This is a genomic window from Curtobacterium sp. MCBD17_023 (genome assembly GCF_003224415.1).
Classification (GTDB): domain Bacteria; phylum Actinomycetota; class Actinomycetes; order Actinomycetales; family Microbacteriaceae; genus Curtobacterium.
On sequence record NZ_QKLJ01000001.1, the window covers coordinates 473,507 to 491,108 of the forward strand.

18 protein-coding genes are annotated in these 17,602 nt (G+C 72.0%); 16 read left to right on the top strand and 2 right to left on the bottom strand.

The window, feature by feature from the left end; translation table 11 throughout:
• The first annotated feature begins 294 nt into the window (after positions 1-294).
• Positions 295-1,596 carry a M23 family metallopeptidase gene (locus DEI84_RS02300; RefSeq protein ID WP_146236284.1) on the top strand — a complete coding sequence of 434 codons (1,302 nt, stop codon included), beginning with the start codon at positions 295-297 and terminating at the stop codon, positions 1,594-1,596.
• A 30-nt stretch (positions 1,597-1,626) separates the two neighbouring features.
• On the top strand, positions 1,627-3,096 hold the full coding sequence (locus DEI84_RS15560) for an NlpC/P60 family protein (protein WP_110889506.1): 1,470 nt from the start codon (positions 1,627-1,629) through the stop codon (positions 3,094-3,096).
• 115 nt (positions 3,097-3,211) lie between these two features.
• Here the strand turns inward: DEI84_RS15560 and DEI84_RS02310 are convergent, their stop codons facing one another.
• Complete coding sequence (locus tag DEI84_RS02310; protein WP_110825673.1) at positions 3,212-3,703, bottom strand: inorganic diphosphatase; 492 nt, start codon at positions 3,701-3,703, stop codon at positions 3,212-3,214.
• Positions 3,704-3,769: 66 nt separating this feature from the next.
• Between DEI84_RS02310 and tilS the strand changes: the two genes are divergently transcribed.
• The 14 genes from tilS (at position 3,770) to DEI84_RS02375 (ending at position 16,483) form a co-directional block, all read left to right on the top strand.
• Complete coding sequence (tilS, locus tag DEI84_RS02315) at positions 3,770-4,807, top strand: tRNA lysidine(34) synthetase TilS (RefSeq protein WP_110889507.1); 1,038 nt, start codon at positions 3,770-3,772, stop codon at positions 4,805-4,807.
• Between the two features lie 9 nt (positions 4,808-4,816).
• Positions 4,817-5,368, top strand: coding sequence for a hypoxanthine phosphoribosyltransferase (gene hpt / locus DEI84_RS02320; protein ID WP_110889508.1), 552 nt, complete (start codon positions 4,817-4,819; stop codon positions 5,366-5,368).
• Between the two features lie 118 nt (positions 5,369-5,486).
• On the top strand, positions 5,487-7,475 hold the full coding sequence (ftsH, locus tag DEI84_RS02325; protein ID WP_110825670.1) for an ATP-dependent zinc metalloprotease FtsH: 1,989 nt from the start codon (positions 5,487-5,489) through the stop codon (positions 7,473-7,475).
• Positions 7,476-7,481: 6 nt separating this feature from the next.
• The gene (gene folP, locus DEI84_RS02330; RefSeq protein ID WP_181420312.1) at positions 7,482-8,444 is read left to right on the top strand and encodes a dihydropteroate synthase; all 963 of its coding nucleotides are present in this window, start codon (positions 7,482-7,484) and stop codon (positions 8,442-8,444) included.
• On the top strand, positions 8,441-8,833 hold the full coding sequence (gene folB / locus DEI84_RS02335) for a dihydroneopterin aldolase (RefSeq protein ID WP_110889509.1): 393 nt from the start codon (positions 8,441-8,443) through the stop codon (positions 8,831-8,833). Before folP ends, folB begins: the two co-directional genes overlap by 4 nt.
• Complete coding sequence (folK, locus tag DEI84_RS02340; protein ID WP_110889510.1) at positions 8,830-9,366, top strand: 2-amino-4-hydroxy-6-hydroxymethyldihydropteridine diphosphokinase; 537 nt, start codon at positions 8,830-8,832, stop codon at positions 9,364-9,366. Before folB ends, folK begins: the two co-directional genes overlap by 4 nt.
• A complete protein-coding gene (locus DEI84_RS02345) occupies positions 9,363-9,839 on the top strand; it encodes a DUF3180 domain-containing protein (protein ID WP_146232834.1) in 477 nt (158 codons plus the stop codon). Before folK ends, DEI84_RS02345 begins: the two co-directional genes overlap by 4 nt.
• 50 nt (positions 9,840-9,889) lie before the next feature.
• Complete coding sequence (locus tag DEI84_RS02350; protein ID WP_110825666.1) at positions 9,890-10,411, top strand: PH domain-containing protein; 522 nt, start codon at positions 9,890-9,892, stop codon at positions 10,409-10,411.
• 6 nt (positions 10,412-10,417) lie between these two features.
• The gene (locus DEI84_RS02355) at positions 10,418-12,226 is read left to right on the top strand and encodes a PH domain-containing protein (protein ID WP_110889512.1); all 1,809 of its coding nucleotides are present in this window, start codon (positions 10,418-10,420) and stop codon (positions 12,224-12,226) included.
• The gene (locus DEI84_RS02360; RefSeq protein ID WP_110825805.1) at positions 12,223-12,915 is read left to right on the top strand and encodes a Rossmann-like and DUF2520 domain-containing protein; all 693 of its coding nucleotides are present in this window, start codon (positions 12,223-12,225) and stop codon (positions 12,913-12,915) included. The genes DEI84_RS02355 and DEI84_RS02360 overlap by 4 nt, the downstream gene beginning before the upstream one ends.
• Positions 12,916-12,988: 73 nt before the next feature.
• Positions 12,989-14,533 (top strand): lysine--tRNA ligase, encoded by a 1,545-nt coding sequence (gene lysS, locus DEI84_RS02365; RefSeq protein ID WP_181420313.1) that lies wholly within the window; start codon positions 12,989-12,991, stop codon positions 14,531-14,533.
• A 77-nt stretch (positions 14,534-14,610) separates the two neighbouring features.
• Positions 14,611-14,814, top strand: coding sequence for a hypothetical protein (locus tag DEI84_RS02370; RefSeq protein WP_110889513.1), 204 nt, complete (start codon positions 14,611-14,613; stop codon positions 14,812-14,814).
• Positions 14,815-14,956: 142 nt separating this feature from the next.
• A complete protein-coding gene (locus DEI84_RS15885; RefSeq protein ID WP_258367478.1) occupies positions 14,957-15,088 on the top strand; it encodes a hypothetical protein in 132 nt (43 codons plus the stop codon).
• Positions 15,089-15,430: 342 nt separating this feature from the next.
• Positions 15,431-16,483, top strand: a complete 1,053-nt coding sequence (locus tag DEI84_RS02375; protein WP_110825663.1) for a sigma-70 family RNA polymerase sigma factor — start codon at positions 15,431-15,433, stop codon at positions 16,481-16,483.
• 176 nt (positions 16,484-16,659) lie between these two features.
• Here DEI84_RS02375 and DEI84_RS02380 read toward each other — a convergent pair whose 3' ends face one another.
• Complete coding sequence (locus tag DEI84_RS02380; RefSeq protein WP_110825662.1) at positions 16,660-17,592, bottom strand: NAD(+)/NADH kinase; 933 nt, start codon at positions 17,590-17,592, stop codon at positions 16,660-16,662.
• Positions 17,593-17,602 lie beyond the last annotated feature (10 nt).

The window sequence follows — 17,602 nt, forward strand, 5'->3', positions numbered from 1 at the left end:
CGGACGGTCGGCCCTCTTGCCAAATCGAGCCCGTCCGACGCCGTCCTTCGGCGTGTCGCGGGTGTTCCCGCACGTCCGAGCGTGCTGACTCCCGCACCGCTCAGGACGTGCACCTCGATGGACCTTCAGCAAGCGAGCCGAGCGGTGTCCCACGGTGACGCCCGCCGCGGTGGAACCATCGACAGCGGCCACTCACCCCTCCACGGGGGTGTCCCCGGGCTCGGTCGTGTTGTTACTGTTGCGTTTGTTGACAGTGTGACGCACGCCGCACCGCACCGTTACGAGATCGAGACCATGACGACATCCTCATCGCCCGCTCGCCCCCGCCGCCGCTTCGTCGCCGCCGGGGTGTCCGTCGTCCTCGCGGCCGGAGCCCTCGTGGCACTCGTGCCGAGCGGCGCCGCTTCCGCCGCGAGCTACCCGAGCTGGGACGACGTGCAGGCCGCCAAGCAGTCGCAGGCCGCACAGTCCGAGAAGATCTCCGAGATCAAGGGCCTCATCGCCCAGCTCGAGTCCGCGTCCGCTGCCAAGGAGAAGGCCGCCGCTGCTGCCGGGACGGCCTACCAGGACGCCCAGACGGAGTACGACCGCAAGGCGCTCGAGCAGCGGAAGCTCCAGGCCCAGGCGGACGAGGCGGCCAAGACCGCTTCCGCGTCCGAGGCGCAGGCGGGACAGCTCGCCGCGCAGCTCGGCCGCTCGAACGCCGAGGACGTCACCACGGACCTCCTCACGAAGCCCTCGGCCTCCGGCGACCTGCTGTACGAACTCGGCGCCATGTCGAAGCTCACCGAACAGGCCGACGGCATCTACTCCGAGGCGAGCCAGGACCGCGGCACCGCGCAGGCGCTGGCCGACAAGTCGAAGGTCGCCGAGGACGCCCTCGGTGACCTCGCCGACGAGGCCCAGGCGAAGATGCGCGCTGCGCAGGACGCGGCCGACCAGGCGCAGGCCGCGGTCGCCGCCCAGCAGGCGAACCAGGACCGCCTGGAGGCCCAGCTCGCCGCCCTGACGTCGAAGACCGAGACGACGCAGGCCCAGTACGAGAAGGGCGTCCGTGCCGAGAAGGCGCGGCAGGCCCGCCTCGCGGCGGCCCGCGCCGCGGCGGCTGCCGAAGCGGCGAAGGCGCTGCCGCCGGCCGCGACCGCCGGAGTGCCCGCACCCGCGACCGGGAACGTCCCCGCGGCCTCGTCCGGGTGGGTCCGGCCCGCCGCCGGCTACCAGTCGAGCCCGTACGGCCTGCGCGTCGACCCGTACACGCACGTCTACACACTGCACGCGGGCGTCGACCTGGCCCCGGCCTGCTACTCGCCCATCTACGCAGCGGCATCCGGCACGGTGACCTTCGCGGGGAACGGCGGCGGGTACGGCAACGAGGTCATCCTCGACAACGGCGGCGGCATCTCGACGGCCTACGGGCACATCGTCGATGGCGGGATCATGGTCTCCTCCGGGCAGCACGTCACCGCCGGCCAGCAGATCGCCCAGGTCGGCTCGACCGGCTGGTCGACCGGCTGCCACCTGCACTTCGAAACCCGGGTGAACGGCGCAGCCGTCGACCCCGTCCCCTTCATGGCAGCGCGGGGGATCTCGGTATGAGCACGAGCACTGCCAGGAGGCACTGACCCGATGAAGAAGCCTGCACGTTCCCTGGTCTGCGGGATCGCCACCGTCTCGATGCTCAGCCTCGGGCTGTCCGTCGCGGTCGCCGTCCCCGCCCAGGCCGCACCGTCCGCTCCGTCGTGGAAGGACGTGCAGGCAGCGAAGGACGACCAGGCGGAGCAGCAGCGCACCGTCGACGCGCTCACCGCCCGGATGGCGACGCTGCAGGACCGGGTGGACCGCACCGGTGCGACCGTGCAGGAGGCCGGGCAGACGTACGCGCTGGCGGCCTCCCGGCAGCAGCAGGCGAAGGACACGCTCGACGGCCTCACCGCGGAGTCGGAGCGGGCGGAGGCCGCGGCGGACGAGTCGGCCGGTCAGGTCGCGGCGCTCGTCGTCGAGCTGTCCCGGTCGGGTGGCGGTGACCTGTCGACCTCGATGCTCGTCGACTCGCGTGACGTCGACGACCTGCTCTACCAGGTCGGCACGATGTCACACCTGTCGGAGCGATCGGCCACCGTGCTCGAGCGGGCGCAGGCCGACCGCCGCACGGTCGACTCCCTCGCGGCCCAGCAGCGTCAGGCGACGAAGGCCCTCGCGGACGCCACGGACGCCACGAAGGACGCCTTCGACGCCGCGAACGACGTCGCCGCCGATGCGCAGTCGGCGCTGCAGGCCGGCCAGGAGGCACAGGACGAGGTGCTCGAGCAGCTCGCCTTCCTCAAGGGCACGACGGTCGCGACCGAGCAGGCGTACTGGTCGGCGAAGCAGGCCGAGCAGGCGGAGATCGAGCTCGCGGCGCAGGCGAAGCGGGCGGCGGCGCGGCCGTCCCGGTCCGGTGCTGCCCGTCCCGCGGCGGACACCGGTGCCGACGGTGGGGGGAACGCCACGGGGTCGACGCCGTCGAGGAACCCGGCGAACCCGTCCGTCCCGGCACCGGCAGCACCGAAGCCCGCAGCCCCGAAGCCGGCAGCTCCGAAGCCCGCAGCCCCGAAGCCCGTCGCACCGGCCCCGCAGCCGGCGGCGCCGAAGCCGGTGGCACCGAAGCCCGCCCCCGCTCCTGCGCCCGCGCCGGCTCCGGCACCCAAGCCCGTGAGCAGTCCGTCGAAGGCAGCCGGCGCGATCGCGTACGCCCGTGCGCAGCTCGGCAAGCCGTACCTCATCGGCGGCGCCGGGCCGAACTCGTGGGACTGCTCGGGCCTCGTGATGATGGCCTACAACTCGCAGGGCATCGCGACCGGTGGCCACAACGTGGTCTGGCAATACAACTACTTTGGCTCGATCGGCCGACTCGTCCCGCTGTCGCAGCGTCAGCCCGGTGACATCCTGTTCTACTCGCACACCGGCACGGCTTCCGGCGGGTACCACGACTCGATCTACACGGGCGGCGGCATGATGGTCGAGGCCGCGAACCCCCGGGTCGGTGTGGTCGAGCGGCCGATCTGGCTGCCGGGCGACCTGCTGCCCTACGTGGCCCGGCCCTCCGGCGCGGTCTGACGCGACCCGACCCGGCGCACGGCGCACGCAACGCGCCCCACAACGGACGACGCGCCCTGTCGGAACGGGGCGCGTCGTGCGTTGCGAGGCGGGGCGGCCCGGCGTCAGGGGGGTGTCAGTGACCAGTCGGCACGTACGCGGCCTGGCCGGCCTGCACGATGGCCTCGGCCTCGGCGGCGTCGCCCCAGCCCTCGGCCTTGACCCACTTGTTCGGCTCGAGGTCCTTGTAGCGCTCGAAGAAGTGCGCGATCTCGGCCTTGGTCTGCTCCGGGACGTCCGCGATGTCCTGGATGTGCGCCCAGCGCGGGTCCTTCGCGGGGACGACGAGGACCTTCTCGTCCTTGCCGGCCTCGTCGCTCATCTTGAAGACGCCGACCGGGCGGACCTTGACGCCCACACCGGGGAAGGTCGGGAACTCGAGGAGCAGCAGCGCGTCCACGGGGTCGCCGTCGTCGGCCAGGGTCTTCTCGAAGAAGCCGTAGTCCGTCGGGTAGACGAACGAGGTGAAGAGCACGCGGTCCAGGTACACGCGACCGGTCTCGTGGTCGACCTCGTACTTGTTGCGGCTGCCCTTGGGGATCTCGACGACGACGTCGTACGCGGCCATGTGCACTCCTTGGTTCTTCCGGTGGTGGTCTGTCGGCCGTCGGGACGGCCCGGCTAACGTTACCGGGTGAACACTCCGCGCCCCCGGCTGGACCCCGCGGTCGCCGAGATCCGGCGGTCCGTCCGGTCCCTGCTCGAACGCGCCCGGGCCGACGGCACCGTGGCGTCGGGCGACCTCGTGCTCGTCGCCCTGAGCGGCGGCCCGGACTCGCTCGCGCTCGCGGCCGCCACCGCGTTCGAGGCGCCGAAGCAGGACCTCCGTGCCGGTGCCGTCGTCGTCGACCACGCGCTCCAGGCGGGGTCCGAGGCGGTGGCGGGACGGGCCTCCCGGCAGGCCGCCGAGCTGGGACTCGACCCGGTGAGGGTCCGCCGGGTCACCGTCGGCTCCGACGGCGGTCCGGAGGGCGCCGCCCGCGAGGCCCGCCACGCGGCCCTCACCGAGGTCGCGGCCGCCACCGGGTCACCCCTCGTGCTCCTCGGGCACACGCTCGACGACCAGGCCGAGACGGTGCTGCTCGGCCTGCTGCGCGGCAGCGGACCGGACAGCCTGTCCGGGATGGAGCCGTTGACCGCCCGCGCCGCGGGGCCCACGTACGGACGTCCGCTCCTCGGGGTCCGGCGGCACGTGACCCGGCAGGCCTGCGCTGCGTCCGGCCTGGTGCCGTGGGACGACCCGCAGAACACCGACCCGACGTACGCCCGCGTGCGGGTGCGGACCGCGCTGATGCCCGTGCTCGAACGCGAGCTCGGGGCCGGCGTCCCGGAGGCGTTGGCGCGCACGGCCGACCAGCTCCGCGAGGACGCCGCGGCGCTCGACCACTTCGCCGAGGAGATGGCCGAGGACCTCGCCGAGCACTCCGAGGCGGGCATCTCGCTGTCCGTCCCCGAGCTGGCCGCGAACCCCCCGGCGCTCCGGCAGCGGCTGGTCCGGCTCGCGGTGGAGGGCGAGTTCGGGGTGACGCTGTCCCGGACGCAGACGCTCGAGGTGTGCCGGCTCGTGACCGACTGGCGCGGGCAGGGGCCGATCGACCTCCCCGGCGTCCGGGCCACCCGGTCCGGTGAGCGGGTGGCCTTCGCCGCCAGGGAGCCCCATCCGGGCGGTTAGGGTGGTGTGGTGGAACTCTCCGACGTGCAGGCAGACCTCTCCGAAGTGCTCTTCACCCCCGAGCAGATCGACGACAAGATCGCCGAGCTCGCCGCAGCGGTGGACCGTGACTACGCCGGGCGCGACCCGCTGCTCGTCGGCGTGCTGAAGGGCGCGGTCATGGTCATGGCCGACTTCTCCCGCCACCTCAAGATGCAGGCGCGGATGGACTGGATGGCCGTGTCCTCCTACGGCTCCGGCACGAAGTCGTCCGGCGTGGTGCGGATCCTCAAGGACCTCGACACCGACCTGCACGACCGTGACGTCATCATCGTCGAGGACATCATCGACTCCGGCCTGACGCTGTCCTGGCTGAAGCAGAACCTCGAGTCCCGCGGGGCCGCGAGCGTCGAGATCGTCGCGCTGCTCCGCAAGCCCGAGGCCGCCAAGGTCGAGGTCGACGTCAAGTACGCCGGGTTCGAGATCCCGGACGCCTTCGTCGTCGGGTTCGGTCTCGACTACGACGAGCGCTACCGCAACCTGCGCGGCATCGGCGTCCTCGCGCCGCACGTCTACTCCTGACGGGCGAGCGGGAGTTCGCCCGCAGAGGACACCCATTCTCGCCACAGAGTCACCGCCGTATGCTGACTCGCACGCACTTCAGGCAGAGAAAGGTGTCGGGCCGTCGGGCCCGGATCACATGGACTTCAAGCGCATCCTCCGCGGGCCGTACATCTGGATACTGGTCGCGCTCGTGGGGATCTTCATCGGATGGACGTTCATCGCCCAGTCCGGCACCCAGGAGATCTCCACGCAGAAGGGCCTCGAGCAGCTCTCGGACGGCAAGGTCTCGGCGGCCGTCATCAACTCCACGGAGCAGCGCGTCGACCTGACCCTCCGCGGCGAGGGCGGCACCGAGCAGTTCTACTACTCGACGCCCCGCGGGCCCGAGGTCGTCGAGGCGGTCTCGCAGGCCGACCTGCCGAAGGGCTACAACGACCACGTCCAGCAGTCGAACGTCCTCGTGTCGCTCCTGCTGACGCTGCTGCCGTTCCTGCTCATCGGCGCGTTGTTCTGGTTCCTGCTCTCGAGCGCCCAGGGGGGTGGCTCGAAGGTCATGCAGTTCGGCAAGTCCAAGGCCAAGATGAACAACAAGGAGAACCCGCAGGTGTCGTTCGCCGACGTCGCGGGCTCCGACGAGGCCATCGAGGAACTCCACGAGATCAAGGAGTTCCTCAAGGAGCCAGCGAAGTTCCAGGCCGTCGGCGCGAAGATCCCGAAGGGCGTGCTGCTGTACGGCCCTCCCGGTACCGGCAAGACCCTCCTCGCCCGCGCCGTCGCGGGAGAGGCCGGCGTGCCGTTCTACTCGATCTCCGGTTCGGACTTCGTCGAGATGTTCGTCGGTGTCGGTGCGAGCCGTGTCCGTGACCTGTTCGACCAGGCCAAGCAGAACTCGCCCGCCATCGTCTTCATCGACGAGATCGACGCCGTCGGTCGTCACCGCGGCGCCGGCATCGGCGGCGGCAACGACGAGCGCGAGCAGACGCTGAACCAGCTCCTCGTCGAGATGGACGGCTTCGACGGCAAGACGAACGTCATCCTCATCGCGGCGACGAACCGCCCCGACGTGCTCGACCCCGCGCTCCTCCGCCCCGGTCGCTTCGACCGGCAGATCGGCGTGGATGCACCGGGCCTGCAGGGCCGCAAGCAGATCCTCGAGGTGCACGCGAAGGGCAAGCCGCTCGCCGCGAGCGTCGACCTCGAGTTGCTCGCCCGCAAGACGCCGGGCTTCACCGGCGCCGACCTGGCGAACGTCCTGAACGAGGCCGCGCTGCTCACCGCACGGTCGAACGCGCAGCTCATCGACAACCGCGCCCTCGACGAGGCCGTCGACCGCGTCATGGCCGGGCCGCAGCGCCGCACGCGCATCATGTCCGACCAGGAGCGCCTCATCACGGCGTACCACGAGGGTGGACACGCCCTCGCGGCCGCCGCGATGCGTCACACCGACCCGGTCACGAAGATCACGATCCTGCCGCGCGGCCGGGCACTCGGCTACACGATGGTCCTGCCGCTCGAGGACAAGTACTCGGTCACCCGCAACGAACTGCTCGACCAGCTCACCTACGCCATGGGTGGTCGCGTCGCCGAGGAGATCGTCTTCCACGACCCGACCACGGGCGCGTCGAACGACATCGAGAAGGCCACGGGCACCGCGCGCAAGATGGTCACCGAGTACGGCATGAGCCGTGCCGTCGGGTCCGTCAAGCTCGGCGCCGGGTCGACCGAGCCGTTCGTCGGCCGCGACATGAGCGGTGGCACCGGTCGCGACTACTCGGAGAACATCGCCGAGACCGTCGACGCGGAGACCCGCGCCCTGCTCGAGGCCGCGCACGACGAGGCCTACCAGGTGCTCAACGCCAACCGGGACATCCTCGACCGCCTCGCCGGCGAACTCCTCGAGAAGGAGACGCTCGACGCGCCGGAGCTCGTGGAGATCTTCAAGGACGTCCGCAAGCTGCCCGAGCGCCCGCAGTGGCTCTCGAGCGACAAGCGCCCGGTGAGCGACCTGCCCGCGATCGAGGTCCCGGGCAAGGCCGCCGCGACGGCCGAGGAGCCCGTCGGCATCGACGCCTCGAAGCCCCGTCGCCACCGCCCGTTCGGCAACCCCGGTATCGCCCCCGCGTAGGCCGGCATGACGGACCTGCCGACGAGACGGTCGCGTCGGCTCGCCGAGGTGAGTCGAGCGCGCGAAGCAGCAGCAGGACCGGCGACGGTCGCGATCGACCTCCGAGCACCCTCCCCGGTGCCGGAGGTCGTGACCGGCCGTCGCCGCGACCGCTCCACCGGGGACGCCACCCGTGTGATGGGCATCCTCAACGTGACGCCCGACTCGTTCAGCGACGGCGGCCTGCACCTGGCCGTCGACGCGGCGCTGGAGCACGCCCGGACCCTCGTCGCGACCGGTGCCGACATCGTCGACGTCGGCGGTGAGTCCACCCGGCCCGGGGCCGAGCGGGTCCCTGCCGAGGTCGAACAGCAGCGTGTGCTGCCGGTTGTGCAGCAGCTCGTCGCCGAGGGCGTCGCGGTGAGCGTCGACACCATGAACGCCAGCACCGCTGAACGGGCGGTCGACCTCGGTGCCGTCATCGTCAACGACGTCTCGGGCGGACTCGCCGACCCGGACATGGTCCACGTCGTCGCGGACTCCGGCGTCGGCTACGTCGTCATGCACTGGCGCGGCCACAGCGACCGGATGCACCGGAACGCCGAGTACACGCACGCGGTCGAGGAGGTGCGGCGCGAGGTGGAGATGCGCGTCGCGGAGCTCATCGTCCTCGGCGTCCGCCAGGAGCAGGTCGTCATCGACCCGGGTCTCGGCTTCGCCAAGCAGGGGCGGCACAACTGGGAGATCCTGGCGGGTTACGACCGCTTCGCCTCGATCGGGCTCCCGGTGCTCGTCGCCGCGTCGCGGAAGCGGTTCCTCGACGGCGTGGGCAGTCCGGCCGGGGCGCCACCGGCCGAGCGCGACCTGGCCACGGCGGCGATCAGCCTGCTCGCGGCCGAACGCGGCGCATGGGGCGTCCGCGTGCACGACCCGGCGCCGACCCGCGCCGTACTCGACGTCTGGGACGCCTGGAGGGCAGCTCGATCATGAGGGACACCATCCGCCTCGTCGGGGTCCGCGCACGCGGCAACCACGGGGTCTTCGAGCACGAACGCGCCGACGGGCAGGACTTCGTCGTCGACGTCGCGGTCGAGGTCGACGCCACCGCGGCCGCCGACTCGGACGACCTCGCCGAGACCGTGCACTACGGGGTGCTCGCCGAGCAGGTCGTCGCCGAGATCGAACGCGACCCGGTCGACCTCATCGAGACCCTGGCCGAGCGCATCGCCGCGGCCGTCCTGACGCACCGGGCGGCCCTGGCGACCGAGGTCACCGTGCACAAGCCGCAGGCTCCAATCACGGTGCCCTTCACGGACGTGTCCATCACGATCCGTCGGGAGCGCACGAGCGCTGCCGACGGGACCGAGGAAGAGGAATGACGCGCGTCGTCATCGCCCTCGGCGCCAACCTCGGCGACCGGGGGAGCACCCTCCGTGCCGCCGCGCGAGCGATCGCCGCGCTGCCCGGGGTCCGTCCGATCGCGTCGAGTTCCGAGGTCGAGTCCGTCGCCGTGACCCTCGACGGTCCGGACGCGGCGAAGCCCCGCTACCGGAACGCGGTCGTGGTCGTCGACACCGACCTCGAGCCGGACGAGCTCCTCGACGCCCTGCACGGCATCGAGGACGAGCACGGCCGGACGCGGGAGGTCCGGTGGGGCGACCGGACGCTCGACCTCGACATCATCGCCGTCGACGACCGGCACATCGACACCGCGACGCTCACCGTGCCGCACCCCCGGGCGCACGAGCGCGCCTTCGTCCTCGCGCCGTGGGCGGACGCCGACCCGGACGCCGTCCTGCCCGGGCGCGGAGCCGTCGTGGCGCTGCTCGCAGCCCTCGGCGACGACACCGAGCGGGTCGACGAGCCGCGGCTGTTCGACGCGATCGCGCCGGCGGCGGGAGCCGCCTCGTGAAGCCGACGCGGGCCTCCACGCTGGTCAGCGTCGCGATCGTCGCCGCGGTCGCCGGGTTCGCCCTCGACACCGCCCTGACCGCACGGCAGTCCCCGACGCTCCTCATGTCGGTGCCCCTCGGCCTGACGCTCGCGTTCATCGGCATCGCGCTGCTGTTCATGGCCGCGCCGATCCGTCGGCAGACCCGGGGCCGCGCCGAGCGACGGGTCGACCCGATGTACGCGACCCGCGTGGTGTTCCTCGCGAAGGCCTCGAGCATCTGCGGTGCGCTGTTCGGCGCGTTCGCCCTCGGACTGCTCGTGTACCTCCTGACCCGGTCGGTCCTGCCTTCGCTAGGCTCGACCCTGCCGAACGCGGTGGCGTTCGGCGGCGGGATCGTGCTCACCGTGTGCGCCCTCGTCGCCGAGCGGATGTGCATCGCGCCGCCCCCGGACGAGGACGACCACGACGGGCGGGGCGCCACCACGGCCTGACCGGTGCTGCCGGTCGACGAGGACCGATCCCCGCAGACCAGGAGACCCCGATGCCGCTCGAACGCCTCGACGAGACCGGACTGGGTCTGCACGACGTCACGTGGACCCGGGTCTCCGCGAAGCTGGTCTGGACCGACCTCGTCGGGACCGTCCTGGTCGGCGGTGTCGTCACGGCGGGGCTCGTGCTCCTCGGCGTCGCGAGCGGCGGCACGGGCGGCACGGCGGGCCTCGTCTGGTTCGTCCTCGGCGCCGTCGTCGCCGTCGTCACGCTCGTCACCGCCGTCCTCACCCCGCGCCGCATCCGGTCCATCGGGTACGCGCTGCGCGAGGACGACCTGGTGCTGCGTCGCGGGCTGATGTGGCAGCGCTTCACGGCCGTGCCCTACGGTCGGCTGCAGCTCGTCGACGTGAACCGGGGCCCGCTCGACCGGGCGCTCGGGATGAGCGAGCTGAAGTTCGTCACCGCGGCGGCCTCGTCGAACATCCGGATCCCGGGCATCCCCGCGAGTCAGGCCGACGAGCTGCGCGACCGCCTCGTCGAACTCGCCGAGTCCCGTCGCGCGGGGCTGTAGGCCGTCGTGACGTTCCGACCCGAGGCCCCGATGCCCGCGCCGCCCCGCAAGGGCGACGCGGCAGCGGCTGCGCCCCTCACCGACGGCGAGTGGCACCGCCTGCACCCGCTCACCCCGCTGCTCAAGGGCGGCATCTTCCTGGTCGTCATCCTCGGCTACGTCCTCAACAACCTGCGCGACCAGATCGTCGAGGTGTTCATCCCGGGCGAGGGCGGCCCGCAGGAGGACGGGGACCCCGTCCGCTACGTCTACGAACACGGCGTGGTCGGCTGGGTGCTGCTCGGGATCGCGGTCCTGATGCTCGTGCTCATCGGGCTGTTCCACCTGTCCTGGCGCATGCACGAGTTCCGCGTCACGGGCGAGATCGTCGAGGTGCGCTCGGGCGTCGTGTTCCGCACGCACCGCAAGGCCCGGCTCGACCGCATCCAGGGCATCAACATCTCGCGGCCGCTCATCCCGCGGCTGTTCGGCACCGCCAAGCTCGAGGTGGCGCAGGCCGGCAACGACGCCAACGTGCAGCTCGCGTACCTGGGGGCGAAGGCCGCGGACGACCTCCGGCAGCGCATCCTCGTCCTCGCCTCGGGCGCGAAGGACCCGGCACGCGACCCGCGGGCCGCTGCCGCTGCCGCCGCCGCCGGCGGCGCGTACGGGCGCGTGGGGGAGTTCCTGGCGCCCGAGCTCGACCCCGAGGCCGTGCACGCGACCCGGGTCGTGCGGGTGCACCCCGGACGGCTCATCGCGTCGATGCTGCTCTCCGGCACGACGGTCGTCATCCTGCTGCTCGTCGTGGCGATCATCGTGAGCATCAGCCTGACCGGGCAGTACTTCCTGCTCGTGTCGCTGTTCCCGGCGGTCATCGGCGCGGGCGGCTACTACGTCCGCAAGTTCTCGAAGTCGCTCCGGTACACGATCGCGGAGACCCGGGACGGCATCCGGATCGGCTTCGGGCTGTTCTCCACCTCGAACGAGACGCTGCCGCCCGGCCGCATCCACGCCGTGAGCGTCGCCCAGCCGCTGCTCTGGCGCCCCTTCGGCTGGTGGGACATCCGCATCAACCGGGCGACGAACGCCGGCAACGGCGCGACGACGAACCAGCAGGCCTCGTCGATCGTGCTGCCCGTCGGCACCGCGGCCGACGTCCGTCAGGTGCTCGAGATCATCCTGCCGGAGCTCGTCGGCGCGGCGGTCGTCGGACCGGCGGCGTCGATGGAGCGGTTGCGCGAGGGGTCGGCCGAAGCCGTGGGTGTCGTCGACGACAGCCTCACGACGACGGGCGACCAGGGCGGTTTCGTCCACTCGCCCCGTCGCGGCCGGTGGCTGCGCCCGTTCTCCGCGTCGCGCAACGGCTACCGCTTCGTGCCCGGAGCCGTGCTGCTCCGGCTCGGTGCCGTCTGGCGCTCGCTCGTCGTGGTCCCGCTGCCGCGCGTGCAGAGCGTCAAGGTGACGCAGGGACCGCTCGAGCGCGCGCTGCGCGTCGCATCGGTGCACGTGCACACGGTCTCCGGTCCGGTGTCCGCCCGCGTCGGCGCGCTCGATGCCGGTGACGCGCAGCGGCTCTGGTCCGGCACGACCGAGCGCGCGGTCGAGGCGGCGGCCGCCGACACCTCGCACCGCTGGCGCGACGGCCAGGAGGCCCACCCCGCCGCCGACACGTCGGCGCACGGTCCCCAGGTGGCCGGATCGCACGCGCCCGGGCCGCACGTGACCGAGCCGGACGGCGGGGGCCAGGCCGACGGCCGACCGGCACCCGCGTGGCTGACGCAGGACGGGCCTCCCGGCTGGCACACCGTCCCGTGGCCGGGAGCCCTGCGATGAGGGCCGGGCGTCTCGGTGTCGGCATCATCGGCGCCGGACGGGTCGGCCCCGTGCTCGGAGCCGCCCTGGCGAACGCCGAGCACGCCGTCGTCGGGATCACCGCCGTCTCCGAAGCCGGACGCGACCGCGCCGAGGCGATGCTCCCCGGGGCGCCGGTGCTCGGCACGCCGGAGCTCGTCGAGCGCAGCGAACTCGTGCTCCTCGCCGTGCCGGACGACCAGCTGCCGTCACTCGTGCAGGGTCTGGCGGACGCGGGCATCTGGCAGCCGGGTCAGCTCGTGGTGCACACCAGCCCGGACCACGGGGTCGACGTCCTCGCCCCGGCGATGCGCGCCGGGGCGATCCCGCTCGCGATCCACCCCGCGATGGCGTTCACCGGGACCAGCGTGGACCTCGCCCGGCTCCGGGACGCGTACTGCGCCGTGACCGCGCCGGCGCCGGTGCTCCCCATCGCGCAGGCCCTCGTCGTGGAGATGGGTGCCGAGCCGTTCGTCGTCGCCGAGCGGGACCGACCCGCGTACGCCGACGGGGTGCGCGCGGCGGTGAGCTTCTCGACGGCGATCATCGACCAGTCCGTCGGCGCGCTGGCGGGCATCGGCGTGGAGCACCCCGGGCGGGTGCTCGGCGCGCTCGTGCGCTCGGCGGTCGACAACGCGCTGACCGCGGCCGACGGGCAGTCGACGCTCTGAGGGACGGCGGGGGGAGCGCAGCCGGGCGGGTAGCATCGACGCGATCCCCCACGACCTCCGGAGCCGCACCAGCATGACCGACGAGACCGCCCCCGCACGCACCGACACCGCGGCCGAGACCGCGGTCGCCGACGCCGCCGCACTGGCCGAGCAGGAGACGAGCGAGCAGCGTCAGGTCCGACTCGACAAGCGCGCACGACTCCTGGCGTCCGGAGTCGACGCCTACCCGGCCGAGCTGCCGATCACGACGACGATCCCGGCCGTCCGCGAGCAGTACGCGCACCTGGAGACCGGCGAGGAGACCCAGGACGTGGTCGGCGTCGCCGGGCGCGTCGTGTTCTCCCGGAACACCGGCAAGCTCTGCTTCGCCACGCTGCAGTCGGGTGACGGTTCCCGCATCCAGGCGATGGTCTCCCTGGCCGAGGTCGGCGACGAGTCGCTGGCCCGCTGGAAGGAGTTCGTCGACCTCGGGGACCACGTGTTCGTGCACGGCCGGGTCATCTCCTCGCGTCGTGGCGAGCTGAGCATCATGGTCGACGAGTGGGCGATCGCGGCGAAGGCGATCCTGCCGCTGCCGAACCTGCACAACGAGCTGAACGAGGAGACCCGGGTCCGCCAGCGGTACCTCGACCTCATCGTGCGCGAGGACGCGCGGAAGACCGTGCGGGCCCGCGCCGCCGTGATGTCGTCGCTCCGCCAGACCTTCACGTCGCACGAGTACCTCGAGGTCGAGACCCCGATGCTGCAGACCCAGCACGGCGGCGCCTCGGCCCGACCCTTCGTCACGCACTCGAACGCCTTCGACACCGAGCTGTACCTGCGCATCGCGCCCGAGCTGTTCCTCAAGCGTGCGGTCGTCGGCGGCATCGACCGGGTGTTCGAGATCAACCGCAACTTCCGGAACGAGGGCGCCGACTCGTCGCACTCGCCCGAGTTCGCGATGGTCGAGGCGTACCAGGCGTACGGCGACTACGAGCAGATGGCCGACCTGACCCAGGAGCTCGTGCAGAACGCCGCTCGTGCCGTCACCGGCGGACCGCTCGTCGTGACGCTGCCCGACGGCACCGAGTACGACCTCGGTGGCGAGTGGGCGCGCATGGACATGTACGGCTCACTGTCCGAGGCCGCCGGTCGGGAGATCACCCCGGAGACCCCGCTGTCCGAGCTGCAGGCGCTCGCCGAGGCCGAGGGCGTCGAGGTCGCGCACGCCACCCACGGCAAGTACGTCGAGGAGCTCTGGGAGCACTTCAACTCGGACGCGCTGTACGCGCCGACGTTCGTGATGAACTTCCCGGTCGACACCTCGCCGCTGACCCGACAGCACCGGACCCGTCCGGGCGTCGTCGAGAAGTGGGACCTCTACGTCCGCGGGTTCGAACTCGCGACGGCCTACTCCGAGCTCGTCGACCCGGTCGTGCAGCGGGAGCGCTTCGTCGAGCAGGCCCGACTGGCCGCGGGCGGTGACCCGGAGGCGATGCGCGTCGACGAGGAGTTCCTCCGTGCGCTCGAGCACGCGATGCCGCCGTCGGGCGGCATGGGCATGGGTGTCGACCGGCTGCTCATGGCCGTCACCGGCCTCGGCATCCGCGAGACCATCCTCTTCCCGCTGGTGAAGTAGGCCCGACCCCGCGGAGGAGGCCCGGTCCGCGTCGGACGCAGGCCGGACCTCCCGACCGGGCGGGGTACCATGAACGCGTGCCGAATGGACTCGTGAGTGGGATCGTCTTCGCCCTGACCCCGACCGTCCTGCTCGGGCTCATCTTCTGGTTCATCATGCGCGCGATCATCCGCGCCGACCGCACCGAGCGCACCGCCTACGCGAAGATCGAGGCGGAGGAGCGCGCCCGCTTCGAGCGCGAGCGCGGCATCGCCACCACGGCCCCCACGAGCGCCGAGTAGCCGGGCGAGCGCCGGGCGACCCGGCCGGCGCCGACGGGTCCGGACCGCTCTCCCGCTGCACCGTCCGCGCGGCACCGTCCGGTGTCCTGCCGGTCACCCGTCGTTCACGCCGTCGTCGCCGTGCCGTGTGAGCATCGTCGGCATGTCCATCCTGCAGCCCTCCACAGCCCGCAGCCTCGTCGGCGACATCGAGAGCGAGTACGACGAGTTCGACCGCGACGCCGACCACGAGGTCTCGAAGGCCAGGGACGGGTGGCTCGAACCGTCCTGGTGACACCACCGCGACATCCTCTTCGGGGTACGTCGACCGGATCCCCCGATCCGGCACGACGTACCCCGTTCCCGTTGTCCGGATGGCGTTGCACCCCGGGGTACAGGTGTCCCCCTCGACGCTCAGCGGGAGTTGCACCCGTGTGATTCCGCGCCGATCCGCGTCCTGGCGGGGATCGACGGCGAGCACGCAGGGCAGGGGCGGAGTACCGCCCGGTTGTCCCCCGGTCGTGAACCACGGAGATCCCTGGGAATCGATCCAGCGGGTTTGTGGGGTACAGCCCCTGACCGCCAAACTCGGTCTCAGCCCACGAAGGACCATCCGTCACAGGCAGGGAGAGTCACCATGGCGATCGCAACGGCCGCACCCAGCACCACCTCGCGCCGCACCAAGAAGGCAGCGACCAAGACCACCTCCGCCGAGGTCACCACCCTCGACACCGTCGCCGAGGTCGAGGCCGACGAGCAGCTCGCCGGCGTCCGCGGCGCATCCGTCGACCAGGTCGGCGACTACCTCCGTCACATCGGCCGGCTCGCCCTCCTCACCGCCGAGGAAGAGGCGGACATCGCCCGCCGCATCGAGGTCGGCCTGTTCGCCGAGGAGAAGCTGCACAACGAGCCGGGCCTCGAGAAGTCCCTCGAGCGTGAGCTGCGCTGGCTCGTCCGCGACGGTGAGCGCGCCAAGGAGCGGATGATCACCTCGAACCTCCGCCTGGTCGTGAGCATCGCGAAGCGCTACTCGCAGCGCGGCCTGCCGTTCATGGACGTCATCCAGGAGGGCAACCTCGGGCTGGTCCGTGCGGTCGAGAAGTTCGACTTCACGCAGGGCTACAAGTTCTCGACCTACGCCACCTGGTGGATCCGCCAGGCGATCTCGCGTGGTCTCGCCGACAAGGCACGCACGATCCGCATCCCGGTGCACACGGTCGAGCTGATCAACAAGATCTCGCGCACCGAGCGCGACCTGACCGTCGACCTCGGCCGCGCGCCGATGCCCGACGAGGTCGCCGCCGAACTGAGCATGAGCGTCGAGGAACTCGTCGACCTCAAGGGCCGCTCGCACGAGCCGGTCTCGATCCACACCGTCGTCGGCGACTCCGACGACAGCGAACTCGGTGACTTCATCGAGGACGAGGACGCCGCGAGCCCGAACGAGCTCACCGAGACGACGCTCCTGCACCGCGACATCCGCTCCATCGTCGCCGAGCTGCCGAGCGACGAGGCCAACGTCATCCGCATGCGCTACGGCCTGGACGACGACAAGCCGATGACGCTCGACGAGATCTCGAAGATCGTGCACACGACCCGTCAGGCCGTGAGCCGTGTCGAGTCGCGCGCCAAGCTGCGCCTGTTCGCCAAGGCGGTCTCGCAGGACATGCAGCTGTACCTGACCGAGTAGGTCAGCAGACTCCGGTCGGCCCGTACGGGTCGGCCAGGGGATCCGGGTCGGTCCGTGGGAAGACGATCCGTGGGGTGATGGGATGAGGCCCGTCCGGTGCGAACCGGACGGGCCTTCCGTCGTCCCGGGGACGCGCCGGGGACGCGCCGGGGACGGGCCGGGAGGCGCGGACCGCGTCAGTCCTCGGTCTCGCGTCGCAGCTTCTGCCGCAGGTCGTGCGGGATGAGCTCGATGAGCTGGTCCGGCCGCAGCGGCAGGTCCAGGAGGCCGAGCTTGAGCCGTCCGGTCCGACCGTGCCGTTCCGCGTCGAGCCGAACCACGCTGCCGGCGTCCTTGCGCAGCCGCACCTCGAGCTGCGCGCCGGTCGCGACCTCGCCGACGACCAACCCGTCGACCTCGAGCGCCGCGCTGCGGGTGCCCTCGGCGATGTCGAACCGGTAGCGCTCACGGGCGGCGAGCACCACCGAGCGGTCGATCCCCGCCATCGGGGCCACCGGCGTGACGACGGACCCCGACAGTGCGGGGGACAGGACCGGGCCGCCCGCAGCGTAGTTGTAGGCGGTGGACCCGGCGGGCGTCGCCGCGACGACGGCGTCTGCGCGGTAGTACCCGTACATGAGCCCGCCGACGCTGAGGTCCGCCGACACCTGGCCCGCACCGGGGCGGCGGACGATCGTGATGTCGTTGAACGCCAGGTAGTCGGTCCGGGCACCACCCCAGGAGAGCCGGGCCTCGAGGGCGTGGTGCGGTTCGAGCTGGTACTGCCCGGCCGAGAGCCGTTCGAGCGCGGCCTCGAGCTCGGGCGGCTCGATCTCCACCAGGAACCCGACGTTGCCGTAGTTCACGCCGAGCACCGGCACGGGCCGACGGGCGACGAGCCGCATCGCGCCCAGCATCGTGCCGTCCCCACCGAGCGCGACGACGAGGTCGACCCGGTCGGTGAACTCGTCGTCGTCCACGACGTCGATGTCGCTCCGGAGCCGAGCGGCGTCGATGCTCCGCGCCATGAGCCGGCCCGCGCCGGACGCGTTCCAGCGGTCCAGGATGTCGACGGACTCCTGGACGTTCTTCGACGGGTGGACGACGAGGCCGACGACGGGCTGCTCCATGGTGCGGATC

Excerpts from the sequence above, each read along its gene's own strand:
- DEI84_RS15560 (WP_110889506.1), top strand. The coding sequence starts at position 1,627 with ATGAAGAAGCCTGCACGTTCCCTGGTCTGCGGGATCGCCACCGTCTCG.
- DEI84_RS02310 (WP_110825673.1), bottom strand. The coding sequence starts at position 3,703 with ATGGCCGCGTACGACGTCGTCGTCGAGATCCCCAAGGGCAGCCGCAAC.
- DEI84_RS02375 (WP_110825663.1), top strand. The coding sequence starts at position 15,431 with ATGGCGATCGCAACGGCCGCACCCAGCACCACCTCGCGCCGCACCAAG.
- ftsH (WP_110825670.1), top strand. The coding sequence starts at position 5,487 with ATGGACTTCAAGCGCATCCTCCGCGGGCCGTACATCTGGATACTGGTC.
- DEI84_RS02380 (WP_110825662.1), bottom strand. The coding sequence starts at position 17,592 with ATGGAGCAGCCCGTCGTCGGCCTCGTCGTCCACCCGTCGAAGAACGTC.
- lysS (WP_181420313.1), top strand. The coding sequence starts at position 12,989 with ATGACCGACGAGACCGCCCCCGCACGCACCGACACCGCGGCCGAGACC.
- folB (WP_110889509.1), top strand. The coding sequence starts at position 8,441 with ATGAGGGACACCATCCGCCTCGTCGGGGTCCGCGCACGCGGCAACCAC.
- DEI84_RS02360 (WP_110825805.1), top strand. The coding sequence starts at position 12,223 with ATGAGGGCCGGGCGTCTCGGTGTCGGCATCATCGGCGCCGGACGGGTC.
- DEI84_RS02350 (WP_110825666.1), top strand. The coding sequence starts at position 9,890 with ATGCCGCTCGAACGCCTCGACGAGACCGGACTGGGTCTGCACGACGTC.
- DEI84_RS15885 (WP_258367478.1), top strand. The coding sequence starts at position 14,957 with ATGTCCATCCTGCAGCCCTCCACAGCCCGCAGCCTCGTCGGCGACATC.
- DEI84_RS02300 (WP_146236284.1), top strand. The coding sequence starts at position 295 with ATGACGACATCCTCATCGCCCGCTCGCCCCCGCCGCCGCTTCGTCGCC.
- folP (WP_181420312.1), top strand. The coding sequence starts at position 7,482 with ATGACGGACCTGCCGACGAGACGGTCGCGTCGGCTCGCCGAGGTGAGT.
- folK (WP_110889510.1), top strand. The coding sequence starts at position 8,830 with ATGACGCGCGTCGTCATCGCCCTCGGCGCCAACCTCGGCGACCGGGGG.